This is a genomic window from Sphingomonas sp. RIT328, assembly GCF_000632225.1.
In the GTDB taxonomy this organism is placed as follows: domain Bacteria; phylum Pseudomonadota; class Alphaproteobacteria; order Sphingomonadales; family Sphingomonadaceae; genus Sphingomonas; species Sphingomonas kyungheensis.
The window spans coordinates 100,271-118,128 of record NZ_JFYV01000002.1 but is presented as its reverse complement, the minus strand read 5'-3'; the positions used below and the strand labels follow the sequence as shown (position 1 = coordinate 118,128).

Below are 17,858 nucleotides of genomic sequence, written 5' to 3'. Positions count from 1 at the left end.
GCATCGCCGCCACCCCGCCCCGCCGCCGGCCGGCGATCGTCTCGGCGACCAGCCACGCCGCGCCGGCGATCAGCAGATTGTAGAAGACGGGCGACTGGCCGCCCCGCCCGCCGAGCAAGGCGATCCACACCAGATAGAGCAAACCCGCGGCAAGCGCGCCTGCCGGCCCGGCATGGCGCCGCGCGAAGCCGGCGATGATCCCCGCCGTCGCCGCCGCCGCCGCCAGCGCGAGCAGGTGATAGGTCACCCACGGCTCGCCGACGCCGTTCGCCGCCGCGGCGATGAGGAACAGCCCGATCGGCTTGCGGTCCCAGATATCGACATAGGGCAGCGCCCCCGCCCACATCCGCTCGCCGACCAGCAGATACATCTGCTCGTCGACGTCGATCAGCGGATTGCCGATATCGGGCAGGCGCAGCGCGACCGCGGCGAGCAGCAGGATCAGCCAGACGGAACGCCGCGACATAGGCGAAGGCTCTAGCGTCGGACGGTTAGCGCCGCGCTAACGCTGTCAGAACAGCTCACCCTGCGGACCGGCGGGTGGACGGAACAGGTCGCACCGCAGCGTCTCGCCGCGGTCGCCGAGCCCGTGCTTGCGACAGGCGATGCGGAACCGCGTCCGCATCAGCTCCGCCCAGGGCCCCTTGCCCTGCATCCGGGTGAAGAAGTCGGGATCATTGTCGCGGCCGCCGCGCAGCTCGCGGATGATCGCCATCACCTTGCCGGCGCGATCGGGGAAATGCGCGTCGAGCCAGGCGCGGAACAGCGGCGCGACCTCGTGCGGCAGGCGCACCGGGATGAAGAAACAGGATCGCGCCCCTGCCGCCGCCGCGCGCGCGACGAGCTGTTCCAGCTCGTGATCGGTGATCCCCGGAATGACCGGGGCGATCGAGACATAGACCGGCACCCCCGCATCGGCGAGCGCCCGCACCGCACGCAGCCGCCGTTCGGGATGCGGCGCGCGCGGTTCAAGCGTCGCGGCGATCCGCGCATCGAGCGAGGTGATCGACATCGCCACTCCGGCCAGCCCCTCCGCCGCCATGCCGGCAAGCAGATCGATGTCGCGCGTCACCCGATCGGACTTGGTGGTGATGGTCAGTGGATGCCGCGTCTCGGCGAGCAGCGCGACGATCGATCGCGTGATCCGCCAGTCGCGCTCGATCGGCTGATAGGGATCGGTATTGGTGCCGAGCGCGATCGGCGCGACCTGATAGCCGGGCTTGCGCAGCTCGGCGCGCAGCAGCTCGGCCGCCTGCGGCTTGGCGAACAGCTTGGACTCGAAGTCGAGCCCCGGCGACAGGTCGTGGTAGGCATGCGTCGGCCGCGCGAAGCAATAGATGCAGCCATGCTCGCAGCCGCGATACGGATTGATCGAGCGATCGAAGAAGACGTCGGGCGAGCTGTTGCGGCTGATGATCGTGCGCGGCTGTTCCACGGTCACGCTGGTGCGCAGCGCCGCCGGCGCCCCGTCGATCGCCTCCTGCGCATCCAGCCAGTCACCGTCCGCCTCGCGCTCCGGCAGGTTGAAGCGGCGGCTTTCGCCGTTGACGGTGGCGCCGCGGACGGCACGCCTGACGACCGGCTTGACCATGACGCATCCTATCGCCTAGCCTGGAACATAGCAAGAACGTTGGAGTGGAATTTCATGGCGGAGCTGACCTATCTCGAACTGCCCGTCGCCGACGCCGGACCGGCGAAGGCCTTTTACGCGGCGGCCTTCGGCTGGCAGTTCAGCGACTTCGGGCCGAGCTATGCGGCCACCACCACCGGCGGCTTCGATATCGGGCTACAGGCCGATCCGGCCGAGCGTACCGCCGCGCCGCTGCCGGTGATCGCCGTCGACGATCTCGCCGCCGCGCTTGCCGCGGTCGAGGCGGCGGGCGGACGGATCACCGCGCCGATCTTCGCCTTCCCCGGCGGCCGGCGCTTCCACTTCGCCGATCCGGACGGCCACGAACTGGCGGTGATGCAGGCCGACGCGTAGCGCAACGGTCGGCTCAGCGTTCCAGCAGCCGCGGCATCAGCTCGACGAAGTTGCACGGCCGGTGGCGGCTATCGAGCTGGTCCTGCAGGATGCCGTCCCAGCCGTCCTTCACCGCCCCGGTCGATCCGGGGAGCGCGAAGATATAGGTCCCGCGCGCGACGCAGGCGCAGGCGCGCGACTGGACGGTGCTGGTGCCGATCTTGGCGAAGCTCAGCCAGCGGAACAGCTCGCCGAAGCCGGGGATCATCTTGGTGGCAACGCGTTCGACCGCCTCGGGCGTGACGTCGCGGCCGGTGACGCCGGTGCCGCCGGTGGTGACGACGCAGTCGATCGCGGGCTTGTCGATCCATGATTCGAGCTGCGCGACGATCGCCTCGACGTCATCGCGCAGCAGCATGCGCTCGGCGAGGACATGCCCCGCCGCCGCGATCCGCGCGACCAGCGTATCGCCCGAGCGATCCTCGGCGAGGCCGCGCGTATCGGAGACGGTGAGCACCGCGATCCGCACCGGGTGGAAGGGGAGCGATGGATCGATCGGCATCGCTCAGCCCACCGATCGCAGCTGCGAGGCGACGCGATCGAGCGCGACGTCGCTGATGCCGGGGATCGCCTGGATCGTCTCGACCAATTCCATGTCGAGCAGGAAGTCGCGGCCGAGCAAGACTACCGCTTCCTCGCCACCCTCGACCGGGATACGCGCGCGCACTTCGCCCCGCGCGCCGCGATGCTGCGCGAGCAGCGCCGACAGTGCGGCGAAGGCGGCGGCATCCGCGACCTTGGCGGCGATCGTGAAGCGCGCGATCGATGCGAGTCCCTCGAACGGCTGGATGCGCTTGACCGAGACGCGCGGCGTCTCCTCACCCGGCCGGCGGTCGAGCTCGACGGTGATCAGCCCGCAACCACCGCAGCGCGCCGCCTCCTCGAGTTCGGCGGCGACCGAATCGTCGAAACAGGTGGCGACGAACTGGCCGCTCGCATCGGACAGGGTCGCCATCATATAGCGTTTGCCGCGTGCCGAGGTACGCCAGCGCGCATCCTCGACCAGCACCGCCATCGTCGCGCCGGCGCGCGTGCCGTCTTCGGGAATGTTGAGCTCGGTCAGCGCGACATATTGGCGCGCGCCGTGCATCTTGGCGAGATGGGTATGCCGGTCGACCGGATGCGCCGAGAAATAGAAGCCGAACGCCTCCTTCTCCTGCTCCATCGCCTCGGCCATCGACCAGCGCGTGCCCGCGGGCAGCTTGATCGCGTCGCCCGCCACCTCCTCATTGGCGAACAGGCCGTGCTGGCCGCTCGTCTTGCCCTCATGCGTCCGCGCCGCGACCGCGAGGATCGTCTCGGCGACGGCGTGGATGCCGGCGCGATTGGCGTCGAACGTGTCGAAGGTGCCGCTCGCCGCGAGCGTTTCGAGCTGGCGCTTGTTGATGAGGCGCGGGTCGACGCGGGTGGCGAGATCGTCGATGCTCTTGAACGGCCCGTTGGCGCTGCGCTCGGCGACGAGCTTCTCCATCGCCCCCTCACCCACCGACTTCAGCGCGGCGAGCGCGTAGCGGACGGCAAGACCGCCCTCCTCGGTCTCTTCGACGTCGAATTCGGCGTCGCTCTTGTTGATGTCCGGCCCGCAGATCGTCACGCCCAGCCGGCGCATGTCGTCGACGAAGATGCAGAGCTTGTCGGTCTGCGCCATGTCATAGCACATCGACGCGGCGTAGAATTCCTCCGGATGATGCGCCTTCAGCCAGGCGGTCTGATAGGCGAGCAGCGCATAAGCGGCGGCGTGGCTCTTGTTGAAGCCATAGCCGGCGAACTTGTCGATCAAGTCGAACAATTCGTTGGCCTTGACCTTGGGGATGCCGTTCACCTTGGCGCAGCCCTCGACGAAGATCGCGCGCTGCGCGTCCATCTCCGCCTTGATCTTCTTGCCCATCGCGCGGCGCAGCAGATCGGCGCCGCCGAGCGAGAAGCCGGCGAGGATCTGCGCCGCCTGCATCACCTGTTCCTGGTAGACGAAGATGCCATAGGTCTCGGCGAGGATCGGTTCGAGCAGGTCGTGCGGATAGACGATCGGCTCGGTGCCCTGTTTGCGGCGGCCGAAGCTCGGGATATTGTCCATCGGGCCGGGACGGTAGAGCGAGACGAGCGCGATGATGTCGCCGAAATTGGTCGGGCGCACCGCGCTGAGCGTGCGGCGCATGCCTTCCGATTCGAGCTGGAAGACGCCGACCGTGTCGCCCTTCTGAAGCAATTTGTAGACCGCCTCGTCGTCCCACAGCAAAGCATCAAGATCGACGGTGATGCCGCGCTTGGCGAGCAGCTGCACCGCCTTCTTGAGCACCGACAGGGTCTTGAGGCCGAGGAAGTCGAACTTCACCAGCCCCGCGCCCTCGACATACTTCATGTCGAACTGCGTCACCGGCATGTCGGAGCGCGGATCGCGGTACAGCGGCACCAGCTGCGCGAGCGGCCGGTCGCCGATCACCACGCCGGCGGCGTGGGTGGACGAATGGCGCGGCAGGCCTTCCAATTTGGTGGCGAGGTCGAGCAGGCGGCGGACCTGATTGTCGTTGGCATATTCCTTCGCCAACTCGGGCACGCCGTTGAGCGCGCGCTTGAGGTCCCACGGATCGGTCGGATGGTTGGGGACGAGCTTGGCGAGCCGGTCGACCTGGCCGTAGCTCATCTGGAGCACGCGGCCGGTGTCCTTGAGCACCGCGCGCGCCTTGAGCTTTCCGAAGGTGATGATCTGCGCGACCTGATCGCGGCCGTATTTCTCCTGCACGTAGCGGATCACCTCGCCGCGCCGCGTTTCGCAGAAGTCGATGTCGAAGTCGGGCATCGACACGCGCTCGGGATTGAGGAAGCGTTCGAACAGCAGCCCGAGCTTCATCGGATCGAGATCGGTGATGGTCAGCGCCCAGGCGACCACCGAACCGGCGCCCGATCCGCGCCCCGGCCCGACCGGAATATCGTGATCCTTCGCCCATTTGATGAAGTCGCCGACGATCAGGAAATAGCCGGGGAAGCCCATCTGGACGATGACGTCGACTTCGAAGGCGAGCCGCTGGCGATAGGCGTCGCGCCAATTGGGATCGTCCGGCTGGGTGCCGAGCTGTTCGATCCGGTCGAGCCGCTTCTCCAGCCCCGCCGCCGCCTCGGCGCGCAGCATCGCCGCCTCGCCCTCGCGATCGCCGGCAAGGCTGGGCAGGATCGGCTTGCGATAGGGCGCCATCACCGCGCAGCGCTGCGCCACCACCAGCGTGTTCTCGATCGCCTCGGGCAGATCGGCGAAGGTCTCGCGCATGATCTCGGCGGGCTTGAGCCAGGCGTCGGGGCAGGAGCGGACGCGATCCTCGCTTTCGACATAGGTCGAATGCGCGATGCACAGCATCGCATCATGCGCGTCGAGGAAGCCGCTGTCGGAAAAGCAGCAGGGATTGGTCGCGACCAGCGGCAGATCGCGCGCATAAGCGAGATCGACCAGTGCCGCCTCCGCCGCTTCCTCGACCGGATCGCCGCGCCGCGCCAGCTCGATATACAGGCGGTCGGGGAACAGCGCCTGCAGCCGGTCGAGGCAGGCGGCGGCGCGATCGGGCTGATCCTCGTGGAGCAGCCGCGCGAGCGTGCCCTCGCCGCCCGCGGTCAGCGCGATCAGCCCGTCGGTGCGCCCCTCCAGCGCGGCGAAGTCGACGTGCGCGGGCAGTTCGATCGGCCGTTCGAGATGCGCGAGGCTGACCAGGGCGCACAGATTGTCATAGCCGCGCGCGTCCTGCGCATAGAGCGCGATCCAGTCGAGCGGCGCGGCGACGCCATCGGGCATGTCGGGCCGCGCGACGCACAGCATCGTGCCGATCACCGGCTGGACGCCGTCCTTCTTCGCCGCATCGGAAAAGGCCATCGCCGCATACAGGCCGTTGCGGTCGGTCAGCCCGGCGGCGGGGAAGCGCAACGCCTTGGCCTGTTTGGCGATCGCCTTGGGATCGATCGCCCCGTCGAGCATCGTGTAGGACGAGAAGATACGGAGCGGTACGAAACCCGAATGAGCCATCGCGGGAGACTTAGTCGGTCCGCCCCGATTGTCGAGGTGCGCCGGCGGAACCTGCGGTGGATAACTCCGTTACGCGGGCTCAACGGAGGAGATTCGTCAATGACGGACACATCGCTCAATCAAGACCCGCTCCACCCGCCCGCCGCCGGCGCCGGCTGGGGCTGGATCTTCGCTTATGGCGTGCTGTCGATCGTGCTCGGCATGCTCGCCTTCCTCAATCCCTTCGCCGCGACCTATGCCGCGACGATGGTGATCGGCGCCTTCTTCATCGCCGCCGGCCTCGTCTCGGTCGCCGCGGGGATCGCCGGCAAGGATCACGAAGGCCGCGGCTATGCGATCGGCTTCGGCCTTCTGTCGCTGGTGATCGGGCTGCTGATGGCGTTCAGCCCCGGCACGGCCGCTGTGTCGCTGACCCTGCTCGTCGCGATCTGGCTCGGCATCCGCGGCGCGCTCGAGATCGGGCTCGGCGCGCGCTTCCGGCGCGGCCGCGGGCTGATGATCGCGCTCGGCGTGATCAACATCCTGCTCGCCGTCTACGTGCTCGCCACCCTGCCCTGGTCGGCGCTGACGCTGCCCGGCTTCATCCTCGGGATCAGCTTCCTGCTCGGTGGCGTGACCGCGCTCGTCTCGGCGCTGCACCACAAGAAAGGCGCCAAGCCGTTCGCCGCACCGGAGGTGTGAGCGCGCTAGAGCAATGCCTCGATCGCGCCGGCGATCTGCTCCGGCTTGGTCGTCGGTGCGTAGCGGCGCACCATCGTGCCGCTGCGGTCGACGAGGAATTTGGTGAAGTTCCACTTGATCGCCTGCGAGCCGAGCAGACCCGGTGCAGCCGCCTTGAGCCGGGTGAACAGCGGATCGGCATCGGCGCCGTTGACGGCGACCTTGGCGAAGACCGGGAAGGTCACGTCATAGGTCAGCGAACAGAAACCGGCGATCTCGGCGGCGTCGCCCGGCTCCTGCGCGCCGAACTGGTTGCACGGGAAGCCGAGCACCGCAAAGCCGCGCGTCGCGAAGCGGCGGTGCAGCGCCTCCAGCCCCGCATATTGCGGCGTGAAGCCGCATTGCGAGGCGGTGTTGACGATGAGCAGCACCTGCCCCGCCCATCGGTCGAGCGCGATCCGGCCGCCATCCGCCGCGGTGACGGCAAGGTCGGTAACGCCGCTCATCCGTGACGCGCCAGCAGAAAGCGGAGGTTCTGCTGTACCCCCGGCCATTCGCGATCGAGAATCGAATAGACGACCGTATCACGCAGCCGTCCATCCGCCATCAGCTGATGCCCGCGCAGCACGCCGTCCCGCCTGGCACCGAGCCGCTCGATCGCCGCCTGGCTGCGCAGATTGAGCGAATCGGTGCGGATCTGCACGCACTGGCAGTCCATCACCGCGAAGGCGTGGGTCAGCAGCAGCAGCTTGGCCTCGGTATTGACGCCGGTGCGCTGCACCGCCTTGGCGTAGAAGGTGCCGCCGATCTCGAGCCGGCGATGCTGCGGCGCCATCCGCATATAGCGTGTCGTACCGACCACCTGACCGGCCGGATCGCAGACGGCAAAGAGCAGCGCGCGGCCGAAGTCCTGCTGCTCGAACGCCGAGTCGATCCAGCGATCGGGCTGTTTGAGCTGCGAGACATTGGCGTAGAAGGTGTCCCACAGATCACCCGCCGCCGCGACCGCCGCCAGCGCATCCCGGTCGGCGCGGTCCAGCGGCCGCAGCGTGACATGCCGCCCGCGCAGCGTCGGCACATCCGTCCAGCTCACGTCAACACGCCCTCGTGCAGCCGGACAACGCGGTCCATCCTCTGCGCGAGCCGCTCGTTGTGCGTCGCGATCAGCGCCGCCGAGCCCTCGCCGCGCACCAGCCGCAGGAATTCCGCAAGCACCACGTCGGCAGTCTGTTCGTCGAGATTGCCGGTCGGCTCGTCGGCGAGGACCAGCGCCGGCCGGTTGGCGAGCGCCCGCGCCACCGCGACGCGCTGCTGCTCGCCGCCCGACAGCTGGCTCGGCCGGTGGGTCAGCCGGTGGCCGAGGCCGAGCGCGGTGAGCAGCGCCACCGCGCGATCGTCCGCCGCCTTGCGCTCCGCGCCATGGACGAGCTGCGGCAGCACGACATTCTCGGTCGCGTTGAAGTCGGGCAGCAGATGGTGGAACTGGTAGACGAAGCCGAGCCGGTCGCGGCGCATGATCGTGCGGCCGTGCGCGTCGAGCTTCGCCGCCTCCGCGCCGCCGATCATGATCGATCCTTCGAAACCGCCCTCGAGCAGCCCGACCGCCTGCAACAGCGTCGACTTGCCCGAACCGGACGGGCCGACCAGCGCGACGATCTCGCCCGGCGCGACCGACAGGTCGACGCCGCGCAGCACGTGGATCGTCTCCCCGCCCTGGCTGAAGCTGCGGGTCAGGCCGGTGGTGCGGAGGACGTCATTCATAGCGCAGCACCTGTACCGGATCGGTGCTCGCCGCCTTCCACGCCGGGTAGAGCGTGGCGAGGAAGCTGAACACCAGCGCCATCAGCGCGATGACGATGATCTCGACCGGATCGGGCTTGGACGGCAGATCGGTGAGATAGCGGATCGACGGATCCCACAGGTTCTGGCCGGTGACGAGCTGGACGAGGTTCACCACCGCCTGCCGGTAGAAGAGGAAGACGAAGCCGAGCGCCAGCCCCGCGACGGTGCCGAGCGCGCCGATCGTCGTGCCGACCACCATGAAGATGCGCATCAGCCCGACCCTTGTCGCCCCCATGGTGCGCAAAATGGCGATGTCGCGCGTCTTGGCGCGGACCAGCATGATCAGCGACGACAGGATGTTGAACACCGCGACGAGGATGATGATCGACAATACGGTGAACATCGCCACCCGCTCGACCTCGAGCGCCTGGAACAATTGCGCGTTCATGCTGCGCCAGTCGGCGATCACCGACCCGCCGCGCAACCGGTCGGCGAGCGGCGCGAGGATCGTCCCGACCTTGTCGGCATCGACCGTCTCGATCTCGACCATGCTGACATTGTCGCCGAGCATCAGCAACGTCTGCGCGTCGCTGATCGGCATGATCACATAGGCCTTGTCGTAATCGTACAGCCCGATCTCGAAGATCGCGCCGACGGTATAGCTGACGATGCGCGGCACCGTGCCGAACGGCGTCGTCTGCCCCTGCGGACTGAACAGCGAGATCTGGCTGCCGACCGTCGCACCGAGCGCCTCGGCGAGTCGCGAGCCGATCGCGATCCGGCCGCTGCCCGGCGTGATGCCGTTGAGCGTCCCCATGGTGAGCTTGCTGCCGATCACCGGCTTGATGTCGTCCATCTGCACGCCGCGCAGCAGCACCGCCTCGGCCCGGCCATTGTAGGTGGCGGCAAGCGGCTGTTCGATCATCGGCACCGCCGAGGTGACGCCGGGGGTCTGCCGCGCCTGCGCGACCACCTCGCGCCAGTCGGGCATCCGCCCGCCGATCGGCTGGATCACCGCATGGCCGTTGAGCCCGACGATCTTGTCGAACAGCTCCGCGCGGAAGCCGTTCATCACGCTCATCACGATGACCAGCGCGGCGACGCCGAGCATCACCGCGACCAGGCTGATCGAGGCGACCAGGAAGATGAACGCCTCGCCCTTGCCCGGAAGCAGGTAGCGCCGCGCGATCATCCGTTCGTAGCGAGACAGGAACATGCCGCCGCTCTAGGTGAGCGCCCCGCCGCGCGCAACAAATGTTGCGGATTCGACACAGGGTTCCGGCAATCGCCGTCCCCCCTTCACATAGCCGGTGACAAAGCCGGCAGTGCTGCCTAGCAAAGACTCACTGAGACACAGGCAACGGCCGTGGTTCGGGGAATAGCCGAAGGGTGACGCAGCGAAACAACGCGCGATTCACCGGGAAGCGACCTAAGGGGGCTGACGGGTTTTGCTCGTCACGCAGGCGCCCGGATCGGAAACGGTCCGGGCGTTTGCTTGTCTGCGCGACGAATACTTGCCCGGACGTAGCCGGGCAGAGGGTGGGAGCTTCCAGGTCGTGCCCCCTGTCCGGCGTTTGTCTTTATTCCCGATCAATCCTGAACCTGATCATAACGCCGACCGGAAATAGCTGTTTTGTCGGTCAAACCGACGAAACGATCGGCGCAGCCCCATCAGAATCGCTTCGACACGGTGATGCCATAGGTGCGCGGATCGCCCGGCTGGCCGACGATCAGCCCGGTATTGCCCGACTGGGTCGACAGCAGCTCGAAATAGTTCTGGTCGAAGGCGTTGCGCACCCAGCCGAAGACGTTGACATCGTCCTTCCGATAGCCGGCACGGACGTTGGACAGCGAATAGCCCTCGATCCAGGTATAGGCCGACGGCGACGGATTGGACGAGAAGCGCGACCGGTAATTGCCGTCATAGCCGATATAGACTTCGCCGCCCGAGCCTCCGACCGGCAGATTATATTCGCCGCCGTAGGAAAAGGACCATTTCGAGATGCCCGGCAGCCGCTGGCCGGAGATATCGCACGACGCGGGACTGTACGACACCTGGGTCGCGGAACCGGCCTGTCCCGCGGGGCTCGCCGGATTGGCCGCACTCGCCGCGCTGCCGCCGGACAATTCGGGCGGGCATGGCGCATTGGTGAAGCGGACATAGGTCGCGTCGGTAAAGGCGCCGCTGACGTAGAGGGTCAGCCGCTTGCTCGGCCGAAAATTCGAATCGAATTCGACCCCGCGCGAGCGGACCTTGCCGGCATTGGCGAGATAGCCGCGAATCACGTTGATCGCATTGTTGTTCACCGTCGCCTGATAGTCGGAGACGTCCGTCCAGAAGCCGGCGAGGTTGAGCGTCAGCCGGCGGTCGAGAAACTGCGTCTTGAGGCCAAGCTCATAGGCATCGACCGACTCGGGCTTGACGGTCTGCGTCGACAGATCGACGCCGGTGCTCGTCGCGTTGAGCGGCAGGCCGGACAGGTTGATGCCGCCCGATTTGAAGCTGCGCGCATAGGTGGCATAGGCGTGGATCTCGGGCGCGACATCATAAGAGACGGTGATGTCGCCCGAGGTGTTCCAGGCGCTGAACTTCGGGCTGTAACGCTGCGGCGCCAGCGTGTTGATCTGGTTCTGGAAGGTGGTGCGTGCCGCCGCCGTCGGCTGCGAGGCCAGCAGCGTCGCGACATTGTCGGCGGTCGCCGTGAAACCGTACTGGCTGTTGGCGATACTGACGATCGATTCGTAAAAGCCCGACTTGCGATCGTAATTGACCCGTAGCCCCGGCTGGACGTGCAGCGCGTCGGTCACCGCCCAGTTGAGCTTGCCGAACACGGCGAAGCTGGTGTTGTCGAAGCTTATCGTATTGGTCGAGGTCAGCCCGTTGAGCACGCTGGGATTGTTCGCGTCGCTGCCCGACAGCAGGAACCGGCTCGCCGCCGATCCCTGCACCTGCGACCCCTGCGTGTCGATCGTCTGATGGAACAGGAAGGCGCCGACCGTATAATCGAGCCGGTTGCTGCCGTTCGAGGCGAGGCGGAACTCCTGCGACACCTGGCGCTGCTGCGACGGGTTCTGCGAGACGGTGGTGATCGGCAGGCCGGTGAAGTCGCGGTCGTTCTGCGGCTGCCAGTCCCAATAACGCCACGCACTCACCGAGGTGAGCGTCGCCGGCCCGAGGTCCCAGTCGACGACGAGCGAGGCGCCGCCCACCTCCTGCCGCGAGTTGATCCCGGCATCGAGATCGGTGACGCGGTCGAACGGGTCGCGGCTCGGCGGCGCATAGGTGAGCGCGGCGGCGAGCGCGTCATATTGCCGCGCGATCGGCCGCTGCGTCGTCCCGACCCGCGCATAATATTGGACGCAGCACAGCGGGTTCTGCACGTTGAAATCGCCCGACAGCGTGAACCGCAGCGCATCGGTCGCCTTCCACAGCAATTGCGCGCGCAGGCCCAGATTGCGCTGGCGGTGCAGATCGTCGCCCGAGGCGACATCCTCGATCGTCCCCTTGCGCGTCGTCGCCGAACTCGACAGGCGCAGCGCCACATCCTCCGACAGCGGACCCGAGATCGATGCCTTCGCCTGGACGAAGCCGTAATTGCCGACGCTGACCTCCGCCCTGCCCTCCGGCGTGAAGCTCGGCGGGCGGGTGGTGACGTTGAGCGCGCCCGAGGTGGTGTTCTTGCCGTAGAGCGTCCCCTGCGGCCCGCGCAGCACCTCGACCCGGTCGACATCGACGAAGTCGAAGGTCGATGCGCCGATCCGGCCGATATAGACGCCGTCGACATAGAAGCCGACGCCCTGCTCGATCCCGTCGTTGGTCAGCCCGAACGGCGCGCCGAGGCCACGAATGTTGATCGCCGAATTGCGCGGGTTGCTCGAGAAGAACTGTAACGACGGCTGCTGCTGCTGCAGCCGGTTGACGTTGAACGCGCCGGTACGGTCGATCTCGGCGCCGCTCACCACCGACATGGCGATCGGCACGCGCTGCACCGATTCGGCGCGGCGGCGGGCGGTGACGAGAATCTCGCCGGTCCGCGGCGCGGCTGCCTCGGCGGTGGCCTCGGCGGCGGCGTCCGGCGTGGCATCCTGCGGGGGTTGCGCTGCCGCGGACGTGGCGGCCTGGCCGGCGAGCAGAATGGCGAGCGTCAGCGACATGCGATTTCCCTGGGTTATTCTTATCCGTGTAAACTCCATCGAACCGGGGGATATTCAAAGAAGGAGAAGCTTCGCGGCGCGATAGCGGGGCTTCGGCATCGGGCCGCAAATTCGGCGCGGCGCCCCCTTGAACCGCTTCGGCCGCTATCCAAGATAGACGCTGCACGGTGCCGAATGCGGGCCGTGTGCCGGCATCGCACGACTGGTGGATGCCGTCGTTCAACTCGCTTCTCGTGGAGGATTTGACATGCGACTCGACCTGACACCCTATCGCCGCTCGACCATCGGTTTCGACCGTCTGTTCGACATGCTGGAAAGCAATGCGCGCGCCGCCACGGCGGAGAATTACCCGCCCTTCAACCTCGAACGCCTCGCCGAGGATCGCTATCGCATCACGCTCGCGGTCGCCGGCTTCTCGCGCGACGAGATCGAGATCACCGCGCAGCAGAACCTGCTGCTCGTCTCGGGCAAGAAGGATGACAAGGCGGGCAACGCCAACTTCCTGCACGTCGGCATCGCCAATCGCAGCTTCGAGCGCCGCTTCGAACTCGCCGACTTCGTCTTCGTCGAAGATGCCCGTCTCAACGACGGCCTGCTCGTCATCGACCTGGTCCGCGAAGTGCCCGAAGCGATGAAGCCGAAGACGATCGCGATCAAGACCGGTGCGCCGCTGTCCGCGGTCGAAGACAAGACGGACGTGGCGGAAGCCGCATAATCTTGCGCCTAGGGGCGTCCGGGCCTGCCGGCCCGGGCGCCCTTATCACCTCGCTATCGACCGACGTGACCAGAGATCGTCGTCACCGCCGGTCACGGATCGGCGAGGCGGCGAACCATTCCGCGGCATCGGGTCCATACAGCACGACGATCGCAAGCCCTTCGATCACCAGCTGCGCCACCGACGCGGCGACGATCATCGGTGTCGTTCCCTCCGCGGGCACGATGCCGATGCCGCGCAAGAACGCCACGCTCGAGATCAACGCCATCGTCCAGCGCACCAGCAAGGCACCGCGCGCCGCCGCCGACCGGCCGAACAGGACGAGCGCGAACAGCAGCGCGGCAAACCCCAGACCGGCGAGCCGCACCCAATAGATGCGCAGCGCCAGCGTCTGCGCCGCCTCGGGCGCCAGCGCGACGCCGAATACCATCGACCGGCTCGTCGCCACCGCCAGCGCGAAACTCAGCAGGCCCGAAGCGGCAAAGAGGAACGCAAACAATTTGATCGACAGCGGGCGGTCCATGATCGGCTCCGGATCAACGACAGATCCGGTCCGACTAATCATGAGCCCTTAAGCCTTGGCAAAGAGCCGGTCAGACCAACCGGCTCTTGGTCACCGCCGCCTGGATGAAGCTCGCGAACAGCGGATGCGGATCGAACGGCTTGCTCTTCAGCTCCGGGTGGAACTGGACGCCGACGAACCACGGATGATCCGGCCGCTCGACGATCTCGGGCAAGGTGCCGTCGGGCGACATGCCGCTGAACACCAGACCGCCCTTCTCCAGCGCATCCTTGTAGCCGGTGTTGACCTCGTAGCGGTGGCGATGCCGCTCGTGGATCACCGTCTCGCCATAGATCGAGGCGACGACGCTGTTGCCGTCGAGCGCCGCCTCATAGGCGCCGAGCCGCATCGTGCCGCCGAGGTCGCCCTGCTCCTCGCGCTTCTCCAGCCCGTCGCGACCCATCCATTCGGTGATCAGGCCGACCACCGGCTCGTCGGTCGGACCGAATTCGGTCGACGAGGCGCCGGCGATGCCGGCGAGATCTCGCGCACCCTCGACGCAGGCCATCTGCATGCCGAAGCAGATGCCGAAATAGGGGATCTCGCGCTCGCGTGCGAACTTGACCGCCTTGATCTTGCCCTCCGCACCGCGCTCGCCGAACGCGCCGGGGACGAGGATCGCGTCGCACGGCTCGAGCTGGCTGACGATCTCGCCATGGTCGTTCTCGAAAATCTCGGCGTCGATCCAGCGGACGTTGACCTTGACGCGATTGGCGATGCCGCCGTGCACCAGAGCCTCGTTGAGTGACTTGTACGCATCCTGCAGGCCGACATATTTGCCGACGACGCCGACCGTGACCTCGCCCTCGGGGTTGGTCAGCCGGTCCATGATGTCGGTCCAGCGCGACAGGTCGGGCGCCGAGGAGGGCGTGATGCCGAAAGCACGCAGCACTTCCGAATCGAGGCCTTCGCCGTGATATTGCAGCGGCACCGCGTAGATGCTCTTGGCATCGAGCGCCGGGATCACCGCCGTCTCGGGCACGTTGCAGAACAATGCGATCTTGGCGCGATCCGACGGCGGCAGCGGATGTTCGCAGCGGCAGACGAGCACGTCGGGCTGGACGCCGAGCGCCGCCAGCTCGCGCACCGAATGCTGCGTCGGCTTGGTCTTCAGCTCGCCGGCGGCAGCGATATAAGGCACCAGCGTGACGTGGATGCTGATCGCATTACCTCGGCCGACCTCGTTCTTGAGCTGGCGGATCGCCTCGATGAAGGGGAGCGATTCGATGTCGCCGACGGTGCCGCCGATCTCGCACAGGACGAAATCGAGGTCGTCGGTCTCCGCCCGCGCGAAGGCCTTGATCGCGTCGGTGACGTGCGGGATCACCTGCACCGTCGCGCCGAGATAGTCGCCGCGCCGCTCGCGCTCGATGATCGTCTTGTAGATGCGGCCCGAAGTGACGTTGTCCGACTGGCGCGACGCCACGCCGGTGAAGCGCTCGTAATGGCCGAGGTCGAGATCGGTTTCGGCGCCGTCGTCGGTCACATAGACCTCGCCGTGCTGATACGGGCTCATCGTGCCGGGATCGACGTTGAGATAGGGATCGAACTTGCGGATCCGCACGCGATAGCCGCGCGCCTGGAGCAATGCTGCGAGAGAGGCCGCCATAAGGCCTTTGCCGAGCGACGAAACCACGCCGCCGGTGATGAAGATGTACCGCGCCATGGGAGGAATCGCCTAGCGTGTTATGGGGTCGAACGACAAGAGCGCGCGCGGCAGGCCCGCGCGCGATTCACGATGAACGGATGATCCGGTCAGCGCTGGAGCGGCACCGCACCGTTATCGGCGGGGGCGTTGGGCACCGCATCCTGCGCGGGTGCGGGCGCCGGGGCCGCCGCGGGCGTGCGGGCGAGCGAGGTGTCGATCGTCTGCGTCTGCCGATGCGCGGCGATGAACGCGAGCGCGATCGACATGCAGACGAACACCGTCGCGAGGATCGAGGTCATCCGCGTCAGGAAGTCGGCGGCGCCGCGCGCCGACATCAGCCCCGACGGGCTGCCGCCCATGCCGAGGCCACCACCCTCCGACCGCTGCATCAGAATCACCGTGACGAGCGCCGCGGCGATGATGGCGTGAACGACAAGAAGGAAGGTGAACATCTATGGTCCCGGAAACTCGGATGAAGGCGGGCACATAGGCGAGGCCCGCGGCGCGATCAACCGTCGAGCGCGCCATGGCGGCGGCGGAGGGGTCGGACGGGTCGCCGCAGCGAACCATTGTCGGGCAACAACGCGGAACAATAGCGACGTCCGACTTATTCACCCAAGCCGTTCATTTATGGGAAACCAGCGTCGCACGGAGGCGTTATGAAGGCGAAACAAAGCTCCTAAAACGGCGCAGAAACGGATATTTGATCGTGGGAACTGCCGCGCAATCACTCGCGACATGGATGAGCGCCCTGGTGGACTATGTGCGGTCGGGGGAACCCGATCTCACCAATCGGCAAATGGCGCTGCTCCTGCTCGTCTACCTCAACCCCGGGCCCCATACCGTGCGCGGTCTGGCGCGGGCGCTCAACGTATCGAAGCCCGTCGTCACGCGCGCCTTGAACAGGCTGGGTGCGCTCGGCTATCTGCGCCGGCAACGCGACGATAGCGACAAGCGCAATATCTTCGTCGCGCGTACATCCGAAGGGGCAGAGTTTCTTGAAGAGTTTGGGCAATTCCTTGGCGAAGGCGACGCCCGGTCGCTCCAGCCAGCCCTCGCGTAAGGCGTTCGCGCTCACCGGTCCGTCGGTCACGCTTGATCCGCGCACCCATGCGGTGCGCGGCGACCTTGCCGACGTACGCCTCGCCGAACGGGTGTTCGCACCCCATTATGCCGCGCCCATCGCCGCGGTCGCCACCGCCGCCGGGACGATCTTCGCCGATCGCGGGCTGAGCGACCCGCTCGGCGCGCTCGACGCGGGCGAACCGTTCGAGGTGCTCGAACTCGCCGGACGCCATGCCTGGGGTCGCGCCACCACGCACGGCCTCGTCGGGTATGTCGATCGCGCCTTGCTCGATCGGGCCGCGTCATGAGCGTCACGATCTTCATCGACGGTGCGGTCGGCACCACCGGCATCGACATCCGCGAACGGCTGAGCAATCGCGCCGATCTTACCGTCATCACCCTAGACGAGGCGCGGCGCAAGGATGCCGCGGCGCGGGCGGAGGCGCTCAACGACGCCGATATCGCCATCCTCTGCCTGCCCGACGATGCGGCGCGCGAGGCGGCGGCGCTGGTCGCCAGTGGCCATACGCGACTGATCGACGCCTCGTCGGCGCACCGGGTCACGCCGGGCTGGACCTATGGCTTTCCCGAACTCGCCGCGGGGCAGAGCGAGCGGATCGCGGCGGCGCGCTTCGTCGCCAATCCCGGCTGCTATCCGACCGCCTTTCTCGCGCTGGTCACGCCGCTGGTACGCGCCGGGCTGATCCCCGCGGACTGGCCGCTCACCTATAATGCGGTGTCGGGCTATTCGGGCGGCGGCAAGGCGATGATCGCCGAGTTCGAAACCGGCGAGGCCGATACCGCGCTGCGTGCCTATGCGCTCGGCCTCGGCCACAAGCATCTGCCCGAGATGCGCGCGCATGCCGGCCTCGCGCATCCACCGGTGTTCGCGCCCGCGGTGGCGCGGCTCAACCGCGGCATGCTCGGCGAGGTGCCGCTCGCGCTCGCGCAACTGCCCGGCCGGCCGAGCCTCGCCGCGGTCGAGGATACGCTCGCCGCCGCTTATGCGGACAGCGCGCTGATCAGCGTTGCGCCGGGCGACGTCGCCGTCGTGACGATCGAGGAGAATAGCGGCACCGACCGGATGACGTTGCGCGTCTGCGGCAATGCGACGAGCGGCCAGGTACGACTGATCGCGACGCTCGACAATCTCGGCAAGGGCGCCGGCGGCGCCGCCGTGCAGAATCTCAACATCATGGCCGGGCTCGATCCCCTGGCCGGCCTGATCGTGTAACCAGAAGG

General features: G+C 67.3%; 17 protein-coding genes and 1 pseudogene. 6 read left to right on the top strand and 12 right to left on the bottom strand.

Features of this window, described 5'->3' with window-relative positions:
* Positions 1-466: pseudogene (locus BW41_RS02595) on the bottom strand (hypothetical protein); the annotation flags it as partial.
* Positions 467-511: 45 nt separating this feature from the next.
* Positions 512-1,591 (bottom strand): PA0069 family radical SAM protein, encoded by a 1,080-nt coding sequence (locus BW41_RS02590; protein WP_037531120.1) that lies wholly within the window; start codon positions 1,589-1,591, stop codon positions 512-514.
* A gap of 54 nt (positions 1,592-1,645) precedes the next feature.
* Here BW41_RS02590 and BW41_RS02585 point away from each other — a divergent pair, with 54 nt between their 5' ends.
* Entirely contained in the window at positions 1,646-1,984 is a 339-nt protein-coding gene (locus tag BW41_RS02585; RefSeq protein WP_037531118.1) for a VOC family protein, read from the top strand.
* A gap of 13 nt (positions 1,985-1,997) precedes the next feature.
* On the opposite strand, the gene moaB is transcribed toward BW41_RS02585, so the two are convergent.
* Both moaB and dnaE read right to left on the bottom strand, forming a co-directional pair.
* A complete protein-coding gene (gene moaB, locus BW41_RS02580; protein ID WP_037531115.1) occupies positions 1,998-2,525 on the bottom strand; it encodes a molybdenum cofactor biosynthesis protein B in 528 nt (175 codons plus the stop codon).
* A 3-nt stretch (positions 2,526-2,528) separates the two neighbouring features.
* On the bottom strand, positions 2,529-6,029 hold the full coding sequence (gene dnaE / locus BW41_RS02575; RefSeq protein WP_037531114.1) for a DNA polymerase III subunit alpha: 3,501 nt from the start codon (positions 6,027-6,029) through the stop codon (positions 2,529-2,531).
* Between the two features lie 99 nt (positions 6,030-6,128).
* Here dnaE and BW41_RS02570 point away from each other — a divergent pair, with 99 nt between their 5' ends.
* Positions 6,129-6,710, top strand: a complete 582-nt coding sequence (locus BW41_RS02570; protein WP_037531113.1) for an HdeD family acid-resistance protein — start codon at positions 6,129-6,131, stop codon at positions 6,708-6,710.
* A gap of 5 nt (positions 6,711-6,715) precedes the next feature.
* Here BW41_RS02570 and BW41_RS02565 read toward each other — a convergent pair whose 3' ends face one another.
* The 5 genes from BW41_RS02565 to BW41_RS02545 all read right to left on the bottom strand — a co-directional run bounded on the left by BW41_RS02565 (position 6,716) and on the right by BW41_RS02545 (position 12,626).
* Positions 6,716-7,195 carry a glutathione peroxidase gene (locus tag BW41_RS02565; protein WP_037531111.1) on the bottom strand — a complete coding sequence of 160 codons (480 nt, stop codon included), beginning with the start codon at positions 7,193-7,195 and terminating at the stop codon, positions 6,716-6,718.
* Entirely contained in the window at positions 7,192-7,782 is a 591-nt protein-coding gene (locus BW41_RS02560) for a GNAT family N-acetyltransferase (protein ID WP_037531109.1), read from the bottom strand. Before BW41_RS02560 ends, BW41_RS02565 begins: the two co-directional genes overlap by 4 nt.
* Entirely contained in the window at positions 7,779-8,450 is a 672-nt protein-coding gene (locus BW41_RS02555; RefSeq protein WP_037531107.1) for an ABC transporter ATP-binding protein, read from the bottom strand. Before BW41_RS02555 ends, BW41_RS02560 begins: the two co-directional genes overlap by 4 nt.
* Positions 8,443-9,687 carry a lipoprotein-releasing ABC transporter permease subunit gene (locus tag BW41_RS02550; protein ID WP_037531106.1) on the bottom strand — a complete coding sequence of 415 codons (1,245 nt, stop codon included), beginning with the start codon at positions 9,685-9,687 and terminating at the stop codon, positions 8,443-8,445. The genes BW41_RS02555 and BW41_RS02550 overlap by 8 nt, the downstream gene beginning before the upstream one ends.
* 455 nt (positions 9,688-10,142) lie before the next feature.
* The gene (locus BW41_RS02545; RefSeq protein ID WP_037531104.1) at positions 10,143-12,626 is read right to left on the bottom strand and encodes a TonB-dependent receptor; all 2,484 of its coding nucleotides are present in this window, start codon (positions 12,624-12,626) and stop codon (positions 10,143-10,145) included.
* Positions 12,627-12,873: 247 nt separating this feature from the next.
* Here BW41_RS02545 and BW41_RS02540 point away from each other — a divergent pair, with 247 nt between their 5' ends.
* Positions 12,874-13,341, top strand: coding sequence for an Hsp20 family protein (locus BW41_RS02540; RefSeq protein ID WP_037531101.1), 468 nt, complete (start codon positions 12,874-12,876; stop codon positions 13,339-13,341).
* Positions 13,342-13,423: 82 nt separating this feature from the next.
* Here BW41_RS02540 and BW41_RS02535 read toward each other — a convergent pair whose 3' ends face one another.
* From BW41_RS02535 to secG, 3 genes are all read right to left on the bottom strand, one after another.
* Entirely contained in the window at positions 13,424-13,864 is a 441-nt protein-coding gene (locus tag BW41_RS02535) for a hypothetical protein (RefSeq protein WP_037531098.1), read from the bottom strand.
* A 70-nt stretch (positions 13,865-13,934) separates the two neighbouring features.
* Positions 13,935-15,569 (bottom strand): CTP synthase, encoded by a 1,635-nt coding sequence (locus tag BW41_RS02530; RefSeq protein WP_037531097.1) that lies wholly within the window; start codon positions 15,567-15,569, stop codon positions 13,935-13,937.
* A gap of 89 nt (positions 15,570-15,658) precedes the next feature.
* Entirely contained in the window at positions 15,659-16,003 is a 345-nt protein-coding gene (gene secG / locus BW41_RS02525) for a preprotein translocase subunit SecG (protein WP_037531095.1), read from the bottom strand.
* Positions 16,004-16,293: 290 nt separating this feature from the next.
* Between secG and BW41_RS02520 the strand changes: the two genes are divergently transcribed.
* The 3 genes from BW41_RS02520 to argC are packed head-to-tail and all read left to right on the top strand — an operon-like array spanning position 16,294 to position 17,850.
* A complete protein-coding gene (locus tag BW41_RS02520) occupies positions 16,294-16,614 on the top strand; it encodes a MarR family transcriptional regulator (protein ID WP_037531094.1) in 321 nt (106 codons plus the stop codon).
* Positions 16,571-16,924 (top strand): SH3 domain-containing protein, encoded by a 354-nt coding sequence (locus BW41_RS02515; RefSeq protein WP_235199467.1) that lies wholly within the window; start codon positions 16,571-16,573, stop codon positions 16,922-16,924. The genes BW41_RS02520 and BW41_RS02515 overlap by 44 nt, the downstream gene beginning before the upstream one ends.
* A complete protein-coding gene (gene argC / locus BW41_RS02510) occupies positions 16,921-17,850 on the top strand; it encodes an N-acetyl-gamma-glutamyl-phosphate reductase (protein ID WP_037531092.1) in 930 nt (309 codons plus the stop codon). The genes BW41_RS02515 and argC overlap by 4 nt, the downstream gene beginning before the upstream one ends.
* Positions 17,851-17,858 lie beyond the last annotated feature (8 nt).

Bases quoted from the DNA above. Each gene is read 5' to 3' on its own strand.
- BW41_RS02590 (WP_037531120.1), bottom strand. From the start codon at position 1,591: ATGGTCAAGCCGGTCGTCAGGCGTGCCGTCCGCGGCGCCACCGTCAAC.
- BW41_RS02585 (WP_037531118.1), top strand. From the start codon at position 1,646: ATGGCGGAGCTGACCTATCTCGAACTGCCCGTCGCCGACGCCGGACCG.
- moaB (WP_037531115.1), bottom strand. From the start codon at position 2,525: ATGCCGATCGATCCATCGCTCCCCTTCCACCCGGTGCGGATCGCGGTG.
- dnaE (WP_037531114.1), bottom strand. From the start codon at position 6,029: ATGGCTCATTCGGGTTTCGTACCGCTCCGTATCTTCTCGTCCTACACG.
- BW41_RS02570 (WP_037531113.1), top strand. From the start codon at position 6,129: ATGACGGACACATCGCTCAATCAAGACCCGCTCCACCCGCCCGCCGCC.
- BW41_RS02565 (WP_037531111.1), bottom strand. From the start codon at position 7,195: ATGAGCGGCGTTACCGACCTTGCCGTCACCGCGGCGGATGGCGGCCGG.
- BW41_RS02555 (WP_037531107.1), bottom strand. From the start codon at position 8,450: ATGAATGACGTCCTCCGCACCACCGGCCTGACCCGCAGCTTCAGCCAG.
- BW41_RS02550 (WP_037531106.1), bottom strand. From the start codon at position 9,687: ATGTTCCTGTCTCGCTACGAACGGATGATCGCGCGGCGCTACCTGCTT.
- BW41_RS02545 (WP_037531104.1), bottom strand. From the start codon at position 12,626: ATGTCGCTGACGCTCGCCATTCTGCTCGCCGGCCAGGCCGCCACGTCC.
- BW41_RS02540 (WP_037531101.1), top strand. From the start codon at position 12,874: ATGCGACTCGACCTGACACCCTATCGCCGCTCGACCATCGGTTTCGAC.
- BW41_RS02535 (WP_037531098.1), bottom strand. From the start codon at position 13,864: ATGGACCGCCCGCTGTCGATCAAATTGTTTGCGTTCCTCTTTGCCGCT.
- BW41_RS02530 (WP_037531097.1), bottom strand. From the start codon at position 15,569: ATGGCGCGGTACATCTTCATCACCGGCGGCGTGGTTTCGTCGCTCGGC.
- secG (WP_037531095.1), bottom strand. From the start codon at position 16,003: ATGTTCACCTTCCTTCTTGTCGTTCACGCCATCATCGCCGCGGCGCTC.
- BW41_RS02520 (WP_037531094.1), top strand. From the start codon at position 16,294: ATGAGCGCCCTGGTGGACTATGTGCGGTCGGGGGAACCCGATCTCACC.
- argC (WP_037531092.1), top strand. From the start codon at position 16,921: ATGAGCGTCACGATCTTCATCGACGGTGCGGTCGGCACCACCGGCATC.